This is a genomic window from Pannonibacter sp. I15F10I1, from assembly GCF_900185665.1.
GTDB classification, from domain to species: Bacteria; Pseudomonadota; Alphaproteobacteria; order Rhizobiales; family Stappiaceae; genus Pannonibacter; species Pannonibacter indicus.
The window spans coordinates 77,479-92,589 of sequence record NZ_FYAN01000021.1 but is presented as its reverse complement, the minus strand read 5'-3'; the positions used below and the strand labels follow the sequence as shown (position 1 = coordinate 92,589).

Annotated in this window: 15 protein-coding genes; 8 read left to right on the top strand and 7 right to left on the bottom strand. The window is 64.8% G+C overall.

Translation table 11 applies throughout. The features are described from left to right. Positions 1 to 552: 552 nt before the first annotated feature. Positions 553 to 1,224, top strand: coding sequence for a response regulator transcription factor (locus IF10I1_RS13355; RefSeq protein WP_050475290.1), 672 nt, complete (start codon positions 553 to 555; stop codon positions 1,222 to 1,224). Next, positions 1,221 to 2,585, top strand: a complete 1,365-nt coding sequence (locus tag IF10I1_RS13350) for a sensor histidine kinase (protein ID WP_186414958.1) — start codon at positions 1,221 to 1,223, stop codon at positions 2,583 to 2,585. The genes IF10I1_RS13355 and IF10I1_RS13350 overlap by 4 nt, the downstream gene beginning before the upstream one ends. A gap of 122 nt (positions 2,586 to 2,707) precedes the next feature. Here the strand turns inward: IF10I1_RS13350 and IF10I1_RS22960 are convergent, their stop codons facing one another. Further along, positions 2,708 to 3,238, bottom strand: coding sequence for an HAD-IA family hydrolase (locus IF10I1_RS22960; protein WP_371328529.1), 531 nt, complete (start codon positions 3,236 to 3,238; stop codon positions 2,708 to 2,710). A gap of 545 nt (positions 3,239 to 3,783) precedes the next feature. Between IF10I1_RS22960 and IF10I1_RS13340 the strand changes: the two genes are divergently transcribed. After that, positions 3,784 to 4,062, top strand: coding sequence for a helix-turn-helix domain-containing protein (locus IF10I1_RS13340; RefSeq protein WP_186414957.1), 279 nt, complete (start codon positions 3,784 to 3,786; stop codon positions 4,060 to 4,062). Further along, positions 4,059 to 5,291 carry a type II toxin-antitoxin system HipA family toxin gene (locus IF10I1_RS13335; RefSeq protein ID WP_186414956.1) on the top strand — a complete coding sequence of 411 codons (1,233 nt, stop codon included), beginning with the start codon at positions 4,059 to 4,061 and terminating at the stop codon, positions 5,289 to 5,291. The genes IF10I1_RS13340 and IF10I1_RS13335 overlap by 4 nt, the downstream gene beginning before the upstream one ends. A 240-nt stretch (positions 5,292 to 5,531) precedes the next feature. On the opposite strand, the gene IF10I1_RS13330 is transcribed toward IF10I1_RS13335, so the two are convergent. The 5 genes from IF10I1_RS13330 to IF10I1_RS13310 all read right to left on the bottom strand — a co-directional run bounded on the left by IF10I1_RS13330 (position 5,532) and on the right by IF10I1_RS13310 (position 10,368). Then, positions 5,532 to 6,233 carry an ABC transporter ATP-binding protein gene (locus tag IF10I1_RS13330; protein WP_050475267.1) on the bottom strand — a complete coding sequence of 234 codons (702 nt, stop codon included), beginning with the start codon at positions 6,231 to 6,233 and terminating at the stop codon, positions 5,532 to 5,534. Next, positions 6,220 to 6,990: an ABC transporter ATP-binding protein gene (locus IF10I1_RS13325; RefSeq protein WP_019966668.1), complete on the bottom strand. Its 771-nt coding sequence runs from the start codon at positions 6,988 to 6,990 to the stop codon at positions 6,220 to 6,222. Before IF10I1_RS13325 ends, IF10I1_RS13330 begins: the two co-directional genes overlap by 14 nt. Then, entirely contained in the window at positions 6,987 to 7,943 is a 957-nt protein-coding gene (locus IF10I1_RS13320; RefSeq protein ID WP_050475269.1) for a branched-chain amino acid ABC transporter permease, read from the bottom strand. The genes IF10I1_RS13325 and IF10I1_RS13320 overlap by 4 nt, the downstream gene beginning before the upstream one ends. 3 nt (positions 7,944 to 7,946) lie before the next feature. Beyond that, positions 7,947 to 8,819, bottom strand: coding sequence for a branched-chain amino acid ABC transporter permease (locus IF10I1_RS13315; protein ID WP_050475270.1), 873 nt, complete (start codon positions 8,817 to 8,819; stop codon positions 7,947 to 7,949). 391 nt (positions 8,820 to 9,210) lie between these two features. After that, positions 9,211 to 10,368 carry an ABC transporter substrate-binding protein gene (locus IF10I1_RS13310; protein ID WP_186414955.1) on the bottom strand — a complete coding sequence of 386 codons (1,158 nt, stop codon included), beginning with the start codon at positions 10,366 to 10,368 and terminating at the stop codon, positions 9,211 to 9,213. Positions 10,369 to 10,649: 281 nt separating this feature from the next. Here IF10I1_RS13310 and paaG point away from each other — a divergent pair, with 281 nt between their 5' ends. The 4 genes from paaG (at position 10,650) to IF10I1_RS13290 (ending at position 14,477) form a co-directional block, all read left to right on the top strand. After that, positions 10,650 to 11,480, top strand: coding sequence for a 2-(1,2-epoxy-1,2-dihydrophenyl)acetyl-CoA isomerase PaaG (gene paaG, locus IF10I1_RS13305; RefSeq protein WP_186414954.1), 831 nt, complete (start codon positions 10,650 to 10,652; stop codon positions 11,478 to 11,480). Further along, a complete protein-coding gene (paaI, locus tag IF10I1_RS13300; protein WP_119396742.1) occupies positions 11,477 to 11,923 on the top strand; it encodes a hydroxyphenylacetyl-CoA thioesterase PaaI in 447 nt (148 codons plus the stop codon). Before paaG ends, paaI begins: the two co-directional genes overlap by 4 nt. A 411-nt stretch (positions 11,924 to 12,334) precedes the next feature. Then, entirely contained in the window at positions 12,335 to 13,645 is a 1,311-nt protein-coding gene (gene paaK, locus IF10I1_RS13295; RefSeq protein ID WP_186392993.1) for a phenylacetate--CoA ligase PaaK, read from the top strand. 232 nt (positions 13,646 to 13,877) lie between these two features. Beyond that, complete coding sequence (locus tag IF10I1_RS13290) at positions 13,878 to 14,477, top strand: TetR/AcrR family transcriptional regulator (RefSeq protein WP_050475292.1); 600 nt, start codon at positions 13,878 to 13,880, stop codon at positions 14,475 to 14,477. Positions 14,478 to 14,540: 63 nt separating this feature from the next. Here IF10I1_RS13290 and IF10I1_RS13285 read toward each other — a convergent pair whose 3' ends face one another. Continuing rightward, positions 14,541 to 14,999 (bottom strand): Lrp/AsnC family transcriptional regulator, encoded by a 459-nt coding sequence (locus IF10I1_RS13285; RefSeq protein ID WP_208977150.1) that lies wholly within the window; start codon positions 14,997 to 14,999, stop codon positions 14,541 to 14,543. Positions 15,000 to 15,111: the final 112 nt, after the last annotated feature.

Below are 15,111 nucleotides of genomic sequence, written 5' to 3'. Positions count from 1 at the left end.
CCGGCGATGCCGCCAAGACCGGGGATCACCCCGATCACAAGCCCCACGGACACACCGATGAGCATGTAGAACAGGTGCTGGAAAGACAAAAGCGTGCCAAGCGCAGACAGTAACGTGTCAATCACGGTCATAACTCCGTGAACACCGCGGCGATCCGCAGGTTCTCAAGATGTTTGATGAGATCTGGAAGGCGCATGGCAAGGCGTGACAGCACGCATCGCCGCACCGGACGGGCAGGAGAGCAGGATCCCGGCTCTAGTGGCGGTTTTTTCTGGAGGCCCGGGCCGCATCCGCGCCCGGGGCCAGGTCACATCCCGCCGGGGCCTGCAGTCCCGCTGTAAACAGCGTTGCAGCCCGATCCCTCGCGCCCTGGCGCGTCAGTGCAAACAAAGTCAATGGATCATTCCTCCCCCGGCCCCTGAACAGCATCAGGATGCAGCCAATTCTTATCTTCTGATGGAAGCGGACTTGATTTCTCCTCGTCAAGTCTGCTTGATCGCACATTACGAAAGTTTGCTGTCCGTAACCTGTCTGACAACAGAAGGCACGAAGGTGCGAATAATCCTCGTCGAAGATAACATGAGCCTGGCACAGGGCATCGAGAATGCGCTGAAGGATCAGGGTCATGCGGTCGACCATCTCGACGACGGGCTGGCCGCGGAAGAATTTCTCAGAACAGAGACCTGCGACGTCATCATCATTGACGTCAACCTGCCGGGACTGACCGGCATAGAGCTCACCCGCCGCCTGCGCCAGCGCGGGGATGCAACGCCCGTGCTGATGCTGACCGCCATGGGCAAGACCTCCGACCGGGTCAACGGGCTGGATGCGGGGGCCGATGACTATCTGGTCAAGCCCTTCGAAATGGCAGAGCTTTTCGCCCGCCTCCGGGCCCTTTCCCGCCGCCGCCCGCAGGTTGCGCCGCAGATCGAAACCGCCGGCAGCCTGACCTATGACCGGCAGCAGCGGACGGTCTACCGGGATGGCGAGAGGCTGGACCTGCCCCGCCGCGAGCTGACCCTGTTCGAGCTGCTGCTCGACCAGAGGGGGCGGCTTCTGGCCAAGGAGCATATCACCGCATCGCTCTATGGCACCGGGGCGGAAGTCGAGGCCAATGCCGTCGAGCTGCTGATTTCCCGCCTGCGCCGCAAGCTTGAGGGCAGCGGCGTGCAGATCCGGACGGCGCGCGGCCTCGGCTACATGCTGGACACGGACCCGGCATGAACCGGCTTTCCCTGCGTGCGCGGCTGTTCCTGCTGCTGATCGTGCCGCTGGTCATCATTGCCGCCTTCGGCGCCTATGCCCGTTATGAAGCGGCGCAGAACCTGTCGCGCCAGCTTTATGACAAGACGCTGCTGGCGGTCGCCCTGACCATCTCCCGCGATGTGATCATTTCCGAAGGCGACATGCTGACCGAGCCGCTCCTCGAAGAGCTGACCACCGCACTGGGGGACCCGGTCTATTACCGCATCACCGGCCCGGGCGGCAGTTTCGTCACCGGCTATTCCCACTCCCCCCGGATTCCGGAGGACATCAGCCTGCAGAGCGGCCAGCCCAGCTTCTTTGACAGCATTTATCTCGGCAGTGAGGTCCGTTCGGTCGTGCTGCGGGAGTTCATTGCCCATCCCCGCTTCAATGGCTGGGTCACCGTTGAAGTGTGGCAGACCACCACGCAGCGCAGCGCGCTGAGCCAGGAACTCTTGACGGAATCCCTGCTGCTGCTGGGCACCGTCATCCTGTCGGCCGCGCTGATCCTGTGGTTCGGCATCCAGCTGGGGCTGAAGCCGCTTCTGGACCTGCGCAACGCCATCAGCCTGCGCACGCCGGACGACCTGCGCCCCATCCGGCGCTGGGTGCCGAAGGAACTGCGGCCTCTGGTGGAGACGACAAACTCACTCTTTTCACGGCTCGCCAAGGCCTTCGAGATCCGGGCCGCCTTCATCTCTGACGCCGCCCATCAGGTGCGCAATCCCATTGCCTCCATCGTCAGCCAGGCGGAAGCCGCCCTGTCCGCACCGGATGAGGAAACGCTGCGCAAGCGGGTGAGTGCCATCGCCGTTTCGGCAAGGGCCACCGGCCGGCTGACCAACCAGCTTCTGTCGATGGAGCGGGTGCGCGGGCGCAGCCTGCGCTCGCTGTTCACCCAGGCCGATCTCGCCGCCCTCGTGGCCGAGCGTGTACGTGCCTTTGCCGAGATCCAGATGCGCCGCGATGTTGCGGTCAGCTTTGCCCTGGAGGGCGAGGCAAGGCCCGTCACCTGCGATCCGGTGATGGTTGAGGAAATGCTGGCCAATCTTCTCGACAACGCCGTCCGCTACGCCCTGAAACCCGGCGGTGAGCTGACCGTGACGCTGGACTTCCAGCCGGAAACCGTGCGGCTGAGCGTGCAGGATGACGGGCCGGGCGTGCCGGAAGACCTGCGCGAGCGGGTGTTCGACCGCTTCTTCCGGCGCAGCCTCGACATGGACAACGGCTGCGGCCTGGGTCTGGCCATCGTTGCGGACATCGCCGCCGCCCACGGCGGCCAGGCCCGCTGCCTTCCGTCCGGCCGCGGTGCGCTGTTCGAGGTGGAGATCAAGGGCTGAGCAATTTCAAGGCGTGATGCGTCAGCATCGAAAGCCTTGGTGTAAGACCGGCAAGCTTCCGGCAGTTCAAAATCTTACCGGCCGGGATACGGCAACCTGCGGATGGAGTACGGAACGTGCCCTTATGACATTGTTTCACAAGGCAGATAGACAGGACGCATCCCGTTGAGCAGGTTCGTACAGGCATCCACCAAGCCATCAAAATGATGGAGCAGAACATCCGGCGAAAGTTCGGCCGCCGGAATTTCGGTATAACCGAAGTCGACCAGGATCAGCGCTGTGCCAGCCGCCCGCGCGGCTCCGGCGTCGGTATCAGCATCACCAACCATCACTGTGCGAGCCAAGTCCCCTCCCACAGCCTCAACGGCTTCGATCAGATGTGCAGCGCTGGGTTTGGCTGCCGTAACCGCATCAATGCCGACCACCCCGTCGAACAGCTCCACCATGTCCAGTTTGGCAAGTAAGCTATTCGATAGACCGGTAGGCTTGTTCGTGCAGACTACAAGCTTGGCACCGGCTGCTTTCAGGGTTCTCAAAGCCCCGATGACACCTGGAAACGGCTGGCTTTCATCTGCGATATGAGCACTGTAGTGGCTGATGAAGCGGCCGAAGAGAGCGGCGGCGCGGGCCGCCGGTTCTTCTTCTCCAGCGATCTCAAATCCCCGCTGCAGCAGCCACCGTGCTCCGCGCTGATGAAGGGGCGGCCCTGACCATACGCCAAGGGAGTGCAGCCCTCCGCCGTCAGAATAGCATTCACAGCCCCGATGAGGTCTGGGGCCGTTTCGACGAGAGTGCCATCAAGGTCGAAAGCGATGGTCGCCCCATTCAAGGCGGAAAGCCCGGTCACAGCGCTGCTCCTCAGTTGACCTATAATTTCGACAATGTGTACGGCCTAAGTGCAGCTTAGTCACGCAAAGGCAAAACAATAATTCAGACCGGAAGCTGGCCTGAAGCCGGTGGCTTCAAAGCCAGCTCTGACAGCCCGCCGCCCACGGCGGCCACGCCCGCTGCCTCCCGTCCGGCCGCGGCGCGCTGTTCGAGATGGAGATCAAGGGCTGAGACCGGAGAGCCGGACCGCCGGAAAACTTACCGATCGGGAAGCCCGTTGCTAGAAAAGCAGCTTTCATCCCGAACGGGAAGATTGACATTGAACGACCGCTTTTCTTCCTGTACGGTAAGATAAGCAGGGAGAAGCCGCTTGTTCAGAACCGCAGGGGATTTTGGCGCCGCAATCCGCAAACAGCGCAAGGCGCTTGGCTGGACACAGGCCGGGCTTGCCGCCCGCTCCGGCACGGGCGAGCGCTTCATCGTCGAGCTGGAGTCCGGCAAGCCCGGCTGCCATCTGGAAAAGGCGCTGACCGTCGCCCGCACCGTCGGCCTCGAAATCGGCGACCTGCGGCAGGCACGCCCTGCTCCCGCAACGCCCCCGGAGGACGGCGATCTGGCCTTCCTGCCCGACTTCGGGGAAGGCCGATGACCGCGATCTTCTACGAGAGCCTTCCCGTCGCGCAGCTGCGCTTCGATGGAGAATGGCGGCTTGACTATGAGCCGGGCTGGGAGGCGCGCCGGGCGGCCTTTCCCGTTTCGCTGACCATGCCGCTGCGCTCCGGCCCTGTGGAGGCCGGACGGCTGCTGCCCTGGCTGGCCAACCTTCTGCCCGAAACGCATCTGGCGGAAATCGGCCAGAAGCTGAAGGTCTCGCCGCAGGATATCGTCGGCCTGCTCAGCCACATCGGCCGGGATACGGCAGGCGCCCTCTCCATCGGCGCGCCGCGCAAACCCGGCATCCACCTGATGCCGGTTCCCGGTGACGCCGCGCTGGAGCGCATTCTGGACGAGCTTCCGGCACGGCCCTTTCTCGCCGGCGAGCGCGGTGTTTCCATGTCTCTGGCCGGCGTGCAGGAGAAGCTGCCGGTCTTCGTGACGCCGGAGGGCACCCTGGCCATTCCGGTGGATGGCACGCCCTCGACCCACATCCTCAAGCCGGACACGCGCCATCTGGCGGGCAGTGTCGAGAATGAGGCCTTCTGCCTGGCGCTGGCACGCGCCTGCGGTCTGGAGGCGGCCAGCGCGTCCATCGGCACGGCCGGAAAGCGGCGCTATCTGCTGGTGGAGCGCTACGACCGCTTCACCGACGGGCAAGGGGAATTGCGGCGGCTGCATCAGGAGGATCTGTGCCAGCTCACCGGCCAGTTTCCGGCACAGAAATACGAGCGCATGACCGGCGGACAGGGCGTGACGCTGAAGATGATGTTTGCCGCGATCCATACGCTGGTCAGCCCGGCCGAGCGGCTGAAGCTGCTTGATGCAGTCATCTTCAACGTGCTGATCTGCAACTCGGATTCCCATGCCAAGAACCACTCCGTGCTGATCGGTGCGGGCGGGTCGGCAAGGCTTGCCCCGCTCTATGACCTGATGTGCGCTGCCGTCTACCGCCATGTGGACCAGAGCCTGCCGCAGGCCATCGGCGGCCGCTACAAGGCAGCGGACCTCAGGGCCGATGACTGGAAGGCACTGGCAGAGGACAACGGCCTCAGCCCCGCCACCACCATACGGCGCGTGAAGGATCTGGCGGAGCAGGTCTCAAGCTGCAGCGAAGGCACCGCCGCTGCCATCGTGGAGGCGGCAGGCGATCCCTCCCGCATTCTGGAGCGCGCCGTGCACGAGATTGGCAAACGCTGCCGCAGGATATTGGGCCAGCTTTAGCGGCTCCTTTGAGTTGCCTCAGCAATGGGCTCCTCCACAGGCCGCAGCCCCCTCTCCCCCCTTGAGGGGGAGATGTCAGCGCAAGCTGACAGAGGGGGGTGGCAGCGCCTCAGGACGGCAGGCCCTCTCTTCCAACCGGACAGGCTGCATACCCCCCTCTGCCCCCTGACGGGGGCATCTCCCCCTCAAGGGGGGAGAGGAACTGGAGCCTCACAGGCAGTCCGGCAGAAACACTCCCCCTCAAATCCCCAGATAGGCCTCGCGGATGCGGGGGTCGGCGATCAGATCTGCGGCAGGGCCTTGCATGGTGATACGGCCGGTTTCCATCACATAGCCCCGGTCGGCGATCTTCAGCGCGCCGAAGGCGTTCTGCTCCACCAGAAGCACGGTCACATCCAGCGCCTTGAGGCTTTTCACCACGTCGAAGATCTGGGCGACGATGATCGGCGCCAGGCCCATCGACGGCTCGTCCAGCAGGAGGCACGAGGGCCGGCCCATCAGCGCGCGGGCCATGGCCAGCATCTGCTGCTGCCCGCCGGACAGGCCGCCCGCCGCCAGATTGCGCTTTTCCCGCAGCACCGGGAACATGTGGAAGGCATCGTCCATGTCCTTTGCCACCCGGTCATCATCGAAGAGATAGGCTCCGAGCCTCAGGTTCTCCTCCACCGTCAGATTGGTGAAGATCTGCCGCCCTTCGGGAGACTGGGCCAGCCCGCGCGCCAGACGCCGGTGCGAGGGCACCTTTGTCAGCGTCTCGCCGCGGAAGGTGATGGAGCCCGCCGCAAGGGGATGGACGCCGGACAGGCAGCGCAGCAGCGTGGTCTTGCCCGCGCCATTGGCGCCGATCACGGCAACGGTCTCGCCCGAATTGACGGAAAGGTCGAGGCCATGCAGCACCTCGATCCGGCCATAACGGGCACGCAGGCCCTCAACCAGCAGCATGATCAGCTCCCAGATAGGCGGCAATGACAGCCGGGTTGCGGCTGATGCCGGCCGGGTCCCCTTCGGCGATCTTCTCGCCATGGTCCAGCACGACGATATGGTTCGAAATGCGCATGACCATCTTCATGTCATGCTCCACCAGCAGGATGGCGGTGCCTGCAGCGGCGATTTCGGCGATCAGGTGGTCGATCTCTTCCGTCTCCACTGCATTGCAGCCCGCCGCCGGTTCATCCAGCAGCAGCACTTTCGGCGAGAGCGCCAGCGCCCGGGCGATTTCCAGCCGCTTCAGCGAGCCATAGGAAAGGCTGGCCGCCTCGCGCTCTGCCGCCCGCTCCAGCCCGGCCCGTTTCAGCAGCGCCCGCGCCCCCTCCTCCGCCGCCTTGCTGCGGCGGCGGGAGGCGGGCAGCGCGAAGAGGTCCGCCAGCACGGAGCCGCGCTCCTTCAGGTGAAACCCGGCGGTGACATTCTCCAGCACGCTCATCTGCTGGAAGATCTGCAGGTTCTGGAAGGTGCGCGACATGCCGCGCCGGGCCAGAAGATGCGGCGGCATGCCGGTCACATCCTCGCCGTTCAGCTTCACCTTGCCCGCACCGGGCTGGTAGATGCCGGAGATCATGTTGAACAGCGTCGTCTTGCCCGCCCCGTTCGGCCCGATGACGGAGACGATCTCGCCGGGCTTCAGCGCAAAGGACACGTCATGCACCGCCTTCAGCCCGCCGAAGCTGATGCCGAGGCCCTCGATCGACAAAAGGCTCATCCCTCGCCTCCCCTGATCTTGCGCAGAATGGACGGGATCACCCCCTGCCGCAGGAAGATCATCACCAGGATCATCACCAGACCCAGAACCAGCTGCTCATATTCGGCAAAGACGGTCAGCACCTGCGGCAGCAGGGTCAGCACCGCCGCGCCGAAGATGCCGCCCATCACCGAGCCGACACCGCCCAGCACGGCCATGGTGACCATCTCGACCGAATGCATGAAGCCCGCCACATCCGGCGTGATGAACTTGTTCTGCAGGGCCAGCAGCGAACCGGAGACCGAGGCATAGACGGCGGAAATGACGAAGGCCTGCAGCTTGGCCGCCGCCACATCGACGCCCACCGTGCCGGCCGCCACTTCCGAGCCATGCAGCGCCCGCAGCGCCCGGCCCGTGGGGCTGTTGTAGAGATTGAGCGCAAGCCACGCCCCGAGGATGAGGCAGAGCCCGCAGAAGAAATACCAGAACTGGCCGTTCGTCAGATCCAGCCCCATGCCTTTCAGCACGGCGCGCAGGCCGAATTCCGGCACGTCGATGCCATCCGGCCCGCGTGTCAGCGCCCGCTCGTTGTTCAGCACCATGGAAATCAGGATGCCCATGCCGAGCGTGGCAATGGCGAGGTAATAACCCTTGAGCCGCAGGATCGGGCGGCCGACCAGATAGGCCAGCAGCCCGGAAACCACCGCGCCCAGCACCACCGCGAACACCGGCGGCAGGCCGAGATGAACGGGGGCCAGCGCGCAGGCATAGGCGCCGATACCGGCAAAGCCCGCATGGCCCAAACTGACCTGCCCGGCCCAGCCGGTCAGGATGACGATGCCCGTCACGGCGAGGCCGTTGACGAAGATGAGCGCGCCCACCCGGTAATAGAAGCCGGAGGGGAACAGGAGCGGCGCCAGCGCCACCAGCAGCGCCAGAACGAGAAGTGCCGTTGCTTTGGAAGACAGTCGCATCGCTTACACCCGCTCCGTGGCCTTGCGGCCAAACAGGCCCTGCGGCAGGAAGAAGAGAACCGCGAGAATGACGAGGAAGGCGGCGGCATCCTTGTATTGCGAGGAGATGTAGCCCGCCGTCAGCGCCTCCAGCAGGCCCAGCGTCAGCCCGCCCACCAGCGCGCCTTTCGGGTTGCCCATGCCGCCCAGCATCGCCGCCGCAAAGCCCTTCAGCGCAAGGCCGAGGCCCACGTCATAGGAGGTGAGCGTGATCGGCGTGACCAGCACGCCCGCCAGCGCGCCGATGCCTGCCGACAGGGCGAAGGACAGCGTCATGACGAAACCGGTGTTGATGCCCACCAGCTGCGCCGCCAGCGGGTTGTTGGAGGTGGCCAGCACCGCGCGGCCCAGCAGGGTGCGGGTGAAGAACAGCCACAGGCCGATGAACACGGCCACCGCCCCGCCAATCACCCACAGGCTCTGCGGCAGGATCGTCGCCCCGCCGATGTGGAACGGCGCATCGCCGGAAAAGGCCGGGAAACTGTGGATCTGCTTGCCGAAAATCAGCTGCGCCGCACCCCGGATGAAGATCGACGCCCCGATGGTGATGATGACCAGCGACACCACAGGCGCGCCGCGCGCAGGCTCGATCGCCAGCTTGTTCATGGCAACGCCAAGGCTCGCGGTGATGACGATGGCCAGCAGCGCCGCCAGCGGCAGAGGCGCCCCGGCGAGATGGGCGAAGACGGTGATCATCCCGCCCAGCATCACGAACTCGCCCTGCGCGAAGTTCACCACATCCGAGGCGTTGTAGATGATGGTGAAGCCAAGCGCCGCAAGCGCATAAACCGCCCCGACCGTCACCCCCGAAAAAAGAAATTGCAGCAGTTCCGGCATGTCAGTCTCCGGCTGGATATGCAGTGGTCATTGCAGCAGGTGCAGAGGGCATCTGTTTCTTGTTGCAGCGCGTCTCTGTTTCCCTCCCCCTTGAGGGGCTGAAACGCTCAGACTGCTGACAAGCCTTGGGCCTCTCCATCGTCATCCTCGGCCTTGTGCCGAGGATCTAACCAAATCAATGGCTTGTAGATGGCCGGGACAAGCCCGGCCATGACGAAAGAGGAGAGCCCTCGCTTTGTCATCGACCTCGGCGTTTCCTCAAGGGTCAGAAGAGACTACCCGTCCCCTGTAGCAGGGCCCATCCGCCCCCCTCCCCCTCGTGGGGAGGGGTGAGGGGTGGGGGGAACAGCCTCTCCGTCAGGCAGTGAGGCTGATGCCCCCCTTCAATGCCTCACTCAACAACCGTCCACTTGCCGCCCTTGATTTCCAGCATGCGGAAGGCGGAGAGGTCGAGGCCGAGGTGGTCTTCGGGAGACATGGTGTAGATGCCCGTGGTGCCGGCAAGGCCGGAGGTTGCCTCGATGGCATCGCGGATCGCCTTCGGCTCGGCGGAGCCTGCCCGCGTCAGCGCATCCACGAGGATGAGGAAGGCATCATTGGCATAGCCGCCAAAGGTGCTGACCGGCGTGCCGGTGCGGGCCTCGAACGCGGCCTTGTAGGCCTCCACCGCAGGCTTCTGCGGATCGCCATCCTTCAGCAGGTCCGCCACCAGCAGCGCCGTGCCCGGCAGGCGCACGCCTTCAGCCGCATCTTCGCCCGCCAGCTTGATGAAGCCATCGGAAGCCACACCATGGGACTGGTAGAACGGCAGGCCGACGGCCAGCTGCTTGTAGTTGCGCGTGACGATGGACGGGCCCTGGCCGAAGCCGGGGTTCAGCACCGCCTGCACGCCGGCTGTGGCCTTGATCTTGGTCAGCTGCGCCGTCATGTCGGCGTCCTTGGGATCATAGGTCTCGTCGGCCAGGATCTCGATGCCGTAGTCACCGGCGACCGACTTGCACTGCGCCTGCATGGAGGCGCCGAAGCCATCCGTGCCGGAAATCATGCCGATCTTGGTCAGGCCGCGCGCCTTCATGTCCTCGAAGATCTTCTCGCAGGCCATGCGGTCGGTGTGCGGGGTCTTGAAGGTGTGCGGCTTCACCGGGCTGATGATGTCGATGGCACCGGCCAGCGAGATGAACGGCACTTCCGCATCTTCCGCCACCGACAGGATCGACATGGTGGTGCCGGTGGTGGTGCCGCCGATGATGGCCACCACCTCGTCATCCTCCACAAGGCGGGTGGCGAAGGTGCGGGCCTTGTTGGGGTCGCCGCCATCATCATAGGAAATGAGGGTGATCTTCTCGCCGTTGACGCCGCCCCTGGCGTTGATTTCCTCGACCAGCATTTCCAGCGTCTTGGCTTCCGGATCGCCCAGGAAGGCCGCCGGGCCGGTTGCGGAAATGGATGCGCCAATGCGGATTTCGGCGAGTGCGCCAGTGACAAGGCTGGTGGCAAGGCCAAGCCCGGCCGCCACTGCCAGCGCAGTTGTCGTCAAATAGGTCTTCATGCTCTCCTCCCACGGAAACCGGACCGGTCTATCTCTCTCTTCGGGATGCGGCCCATCCGAACGGCCACTCCTCTGGCCAGCCCGAACGGGGGTATAACGGCAGGGACACAGATCAGCGCTGCCGGCGGGCAGTGCCCGGCGAGCAGCCGTCCAACAGGTCCTTGCGAAGTCCTCCCGCCGGCCCATCCCTGACCGGCGAGGATTATCATTGACCGGCCGGTCGGTTTATGCAAGAGCTTTTTATGTCCGGTCCCATGGCCCGGACGGGAGGAGACAAGACCATGCCCGAAATTGGGACAGAAACTGGGCCCGAAACAGGGACCGGGAGCGCTTCCGTTCTGGTGGCGCTGGACAACGGCGTGCTGCGCCTGATGCTGAACCGGCCGGAAAAGCTCAACTCGTTCAACGAAGAGATGCACCTTGCCCTGCGCGAGGGCCTGACCCGCGCCCATGAGGATGCCGCCGTGCGCGCCGTGCTGCTGACGGGTGCGGGCCGGGGCTTCTGTGCCGGGCAGGATCTGGGCGACCGCGACCCCCGCAAGGGCGGTCCGGCGCCGGACCTCGGCCACACGCTGGAAACCTTCTACAACCCCACGCTCCGCCTCATTCGCAGCCTTGAAAAGCCCGTTGTCTGCGCCGTCAACGGCGTGGCCGCAGGGGCCGGCGCCAACATCGCGCTGGCCTGCGACATCGTTCTGGCGGCGAAATCCGCCCGCTTCATTCAGGCCTTCGCCAAGATTGGCCTCATTCCGGATGCCGGTGGCAGCTGGAGCCTTGCCCGCATTCTGGGCGAGCCCCGCGCCAAGGCTTTGGCGCTGACCGCCGAGCCCCTGCCCGCCGAAACCGCCGCCAGCTGGGGCCTGATCTGGAAGGCCGTGGAGGATGAGGCGCTGATGGGCGAAGCCGAGGCGCTGGCCGCCTCGCTCGCCGCCGGCCCCACGCTGGGTCTGGGGCTGACCAAGCGGCTCATTCAGGCCGCCGCCACCAATTCGCTGGACGAACAGCTCGACATGGAGCGCGACCTGCAGCGTCAGGCCGGGCGCAGCGCCGACTATGCCGAAGGCGTCACCGCCTTTCTTGAAAAGCGCAAGCCGGAGTTCAAGGGCCAATGAAACCGCTCAGCGCCATGACCCCGCAGGACATCGCCGAAGCTTCCGCCCGCTCCCTGTGGGAAGGCGACACCGCCACGCAAGAGCTTGGCATGCGCCTTGAAGAGGTTGGTCCCGGCACCGCAACGATCAGCATGACCATCACCGCCGCCATGTCCAACGGGCACGGCACCTGCCACGGCGGCTATCTGTTCACGCTGGCCGACAGCGCCTTTGCCTTCGCCTGCAACAGCCGCAACCAGCACGCTGTCGCGCAGCACTGTTCCATCACCTACCTCCTGCCCGGCCGCATCGGCGACCGGCTGACGGCACAGGCCGTGGAAGTGTCACGGCAGGGCCGCTCGGGCATCTACGACGTGCGCATCACCAATCAGGACGGCCAGCACCTCGCCGAATTCCGCGGCCACTGCCGCACCATCAAGGGCACGCATATTCCCGAGGGGTGAGGGTCACGGCACAGCCTCTCAGCCCCCCTCCCCCTGGTGGGGAGGGGTGAGGGGTGGGGGGCGCGGAGCCTGAGATGAACTGAAGGATGGAAGATTTGTTGGGAGGGGCCAGACGAAGGAACTGACGGTCGCCAGCCTTTGTTGCCCTGCCAGCCGGAGAGGCAGCCCCCCACCCCTACCCACGAGGGGGAGGGGAGCGGCAAGGCCCCGCCGGAAGGAACAGATTGAGCCGCTGCCCCTCGCTGGAACCGGCTCACGGCACAGCCTCTCAGCCCCCCCTCCCCCTCGTGGGGAGGGGTGAGGGGTGGGGGGCTCGGAGCCAGAAATGGACGGGAACTGACAGCAAGACTCACATGCGCCCCGTGAGCGCACGAAACCAAGCATGAGACTGGATATCCTGGGGAGGAGACCATGGAAGACCTGACGCCGGACCGCAAGTCGCTCGACCCGATCGAGACCGCGTCCCGTGACGAGATCGAGGCGCTGCAGTTTCACCGCATGAAGCGGTCGCTGAAGCACGCCTATGAGAATTCGCCCTTCTACCGCAAGCGCTTCATCGAGCATGACGTGCACCCGGAAGAGCTGAAGAGCCTGAAGGACATTGCCCGCTTCCCCTTCACCACCAAGCAGGACCTGCGCGACACCTACCCCTTCGGCATGTTCGCCGTGCCGCGCGCCAAGCTGACGCGGGTGCATGGCTCTTCCGGCACCACGGGCAAGCCCACGGTGGTCGGCTACACCGCCAATGACATTGACGTCTGGGCCAATCTGGTGGCCCGCTCCATCCGCGCCGCCGGCGGGCGGCCCGGAGACATGCTGCACAATGCCTATGGCTATGGCCTGTTCACCGGCGGCCTTGGCGCCCATTTCGGCGCGGAGCGGCTGGGCTGCACCGTGGTGCCGATTTCCGGTGGCCAGACCGAGCGGCAGGTGACGCTGATCAGCGACTTCCAGCCGGACATCATCATGGTCACCCCGTCCTACATGCTGGCCATTCTTGACGAGTTCCGCCGTCAGGGGCTTGATCCGCGCCAGTCCTCGCTGAAGACCGGCATCTTCGGCGCCGAGCCCTGGACCAACGCCATGCGCGAGGAAATCGAGCAGGCCTTCGACATGCATGCGGTTGATATCTACGGCCTGTCGGAAATCATGGGGCCGGGCGTGGCGCAGGAATGCGTGGAGACCAAGGACGGCCTGCATGTGTGGGAAGACCATTTCTACCCGGAAATCATCGATCCGGTGACGGGCGAAGTTCTCCCCGATGGTCAGATGGGCGAGCTGGTGTTCACCACCCTCACCAAGGAAGGCCTGCCGATGGTGCGCTACCGCACCCGCGACCTGACGCGGCTTCTGCCCGGCACCGCCCGCTCCATGCGGCGCATCGAGAAGATCACAGGCCGCAGCGACGACATGATCATCCTGCGCGGCGTCAACGTATTCCCGACGCAGATCGAGGAGCAGATCCTCAAGTGCAAGGGCCTTGCCCCGCATTTCCAGATCGAACTGAGCCGCGACGGGCGCATGGACACCATGACCGTGCATGTGGAATGCACGCCGGACATGGCAGGCGATGATGCCCGCAAAGCCTCCGCCGGGGAGCTGGCCCATCACATCAAGGCCGTGGTCGGCGTCTCGACCCGCATCAACATCACGCCCCCCGGCGGCGTCGCCCGCTCGGAAGGCAAGGCCAAGCGGGTGTTGGACAACAGGCCGAAGGAATGAAGCCCGTGCGGCGTCTGAGCGGTCCAAGGCGTGATGCGCCAGCATCTCAGCGCCTTGGCTTAAACAGCCCGTGCGGCGTCTGAGCGGCCAAGCATCAAGCCCGTGCGGCGCCTGAGCGGCACAACATCAAGCCCCTGCGGCATCACAGCCCTGGGGCGAACCCCTGACAAGCGGGGCCGGATCGGCTAAACAACGCGCAATCCGCCCGTTTGTCATGAACAGGAACAGCAAGATGGCTCGCACGCGGGCAGCAGACTTTGAAGAGAAGCAGCGCAGCATTCTGGACAAGGCTGCGCAGGTCTTCGCCGAACAGGGCATGGAAAAAGCCTCCATGTCCCAGATCGCCAGCGTTGCGCAGGTGTCCAAAGCCTTGCTCTACCACTATTATCCGAGCAAGGACGCGCTGATCTACGCCATCATCGTCACACATCTTGAAGCGCTGGACGAGGCCATCGAGGCCGCCGATGACCCGGCCCTGCCCCCCGGCGACAGGCTGCGGCGGCTGGTCGGCGCGGTTCTGGAGAACTACCGGGGCGCGGACAACCAGCACAAGGTCCAGCTCAACGCCACCTCCGCCCTCTCGGACGAGCAGAAGGCCGGCATCACCGCGCTGGAGCGCCGGATCGTGCGGCGCTTTTCCACCGTACTCGAACTGATCAACCCGGACCTCAACAGCCCCGAACGCCCGCTGCTCATGCCCGTCACCATGTCGCTCTTCGGCATGATGAACTGGGTCTACATGTGGTTCCGCGACGGCGGCCGCATCAGCCGCGAAGACTACGCCGGCGTCGCCACGACGCTGATCCTGGAGGGGATCAAGGCGGTCAGGTGAGGGAATGGGAAGGGCTCAGCCCGGCTGCGGTCTGAAATTCTCACGCAAAGCGGCAGATCCTTGTCACGGAAACACACTGGTTTCCTTGACCACGCCATAGACAAGGCTCGTGTTGATGGAGGCAATGCCGGGGATATGGTGCAGCTGATCGCGGACGAAGGCCTCATAGGCCTTCAGGTCGGCGACGACGACGCGCAGCAGATAGTCGGCCTCGCCGGTCATCAGATAGCAGGCGAGGATTTCCGGGATGCGGCGGACACGCGCCTCGAAGTCCGAGACATTCGCCCCTTCGTGCCGCTGCAGGGAAATGCGGATGAAGGCGGTGATCTCCAGTCCGCAGGCCGCCGGATCGACCTTGGCCGCATAGCCCTTAATGACGCCGCGCTCTTCCAGCAGCCGTACCCGGCGCAGGCAAGGCGACGGCGACAGGTTCACCTTCCCGGCAAGCTCCTGATTGGTCAGGCGGCCATCCTCCTGCAAGGCGCGGATGATCTGGCGGTCCTTGAGGTCCAATTGTGGCATCAGCGATCGCGGCTCCGGCTTGCTCTGGCAATATCTGCCAAATCATACGCATAAAGTGGCATATCTTGAAAGCACCTGCCAGCCTGTCAGCAGTATTCTCCTTGCACGATTT

Coding starts and splice junctions, on each gene's coding strand:
- IF10I1_RS13350 (WP_186414958.1), top strand. CDS start 1,221: ATGAACCGGCTTTCCCTGCGTGCGCGGCTGTTCCTGCTGCTGATCGTG.
- IF10I1_RS13335 (WP_186414956.1), top strand. CDS start 4,059: ATGACCGCGATCTTCTACGAGAGCCTTCCCGTCGCGCAGCTGCGCTTC.
- IF10I1_RS13330 (WP_050475267.1), bottom strand. CDS start 6,233: ATGCTGCTGGTTGAGGGCCTGCGTGCCCGTTATGGCCGGATCGAGGTG.
- IF10I1_RS13325 (WP_019966668.1), bottom strand. CDS start 6,990: ATGAGCCTTTTGTCGATCGAGGGCCTCGGCATCAGCTTCGGCGGGCTG.
- IF10I1_RS13320 (WP_050475269.1), bottom strand. CDS start 7,943: ATGCGACTGTCTTCCAAAGCAACGGCACTTCTCGTTCTGGCGCTGCTG.
- IF10I1_RS13315 (WP_050475270.1), bottom strand. CDS start 8,819: ATGCCGGAACTGCTGCAATTTCTTTTTTCGGGGGTGACGGTCGGGGCG.
- IF10I1_RS13310 (WP_186414955.1), bottom strand. CDS start 10,368: ATGAAGACCTATTTGACGACAACTGCGCTGGCAGTGGCGGCCGGGCTT.
- paaG (WP_186414954.1), top strand. CDS start 10,650: ATGCCCGAAATTGGGACAGAAACTGGGCCCGAAACAGGGACCGGGAGC.
- paaI (WP_119396742.1), top strand. CDS start 11,477: ATGAAACCGCTCAGCGCCATGACCCCGCAGGACATCGCCGAAGCTTCC.
- paaK (WP_186392993.1), top strand. CDS start 12,335: ATGGAAGACCTGACGCCGGACCGCAAGTCGCTCGACCCGATCGAGACC.
- IF10I1_RS13290 (WP_050475292.1), top strand. CDS start 13,878: ATGGCTCGCACGCGGGCAGCAGACTTTGAAGAGAAGCAGCGCAGCATT.
- IF10I1_RS13285 (WP_208977150.1), bottom strand. CDS start 14,999: ATGCCACAATTGGACCTCAAGGACCGCCAGATCATCCGCGCCTTGCAG.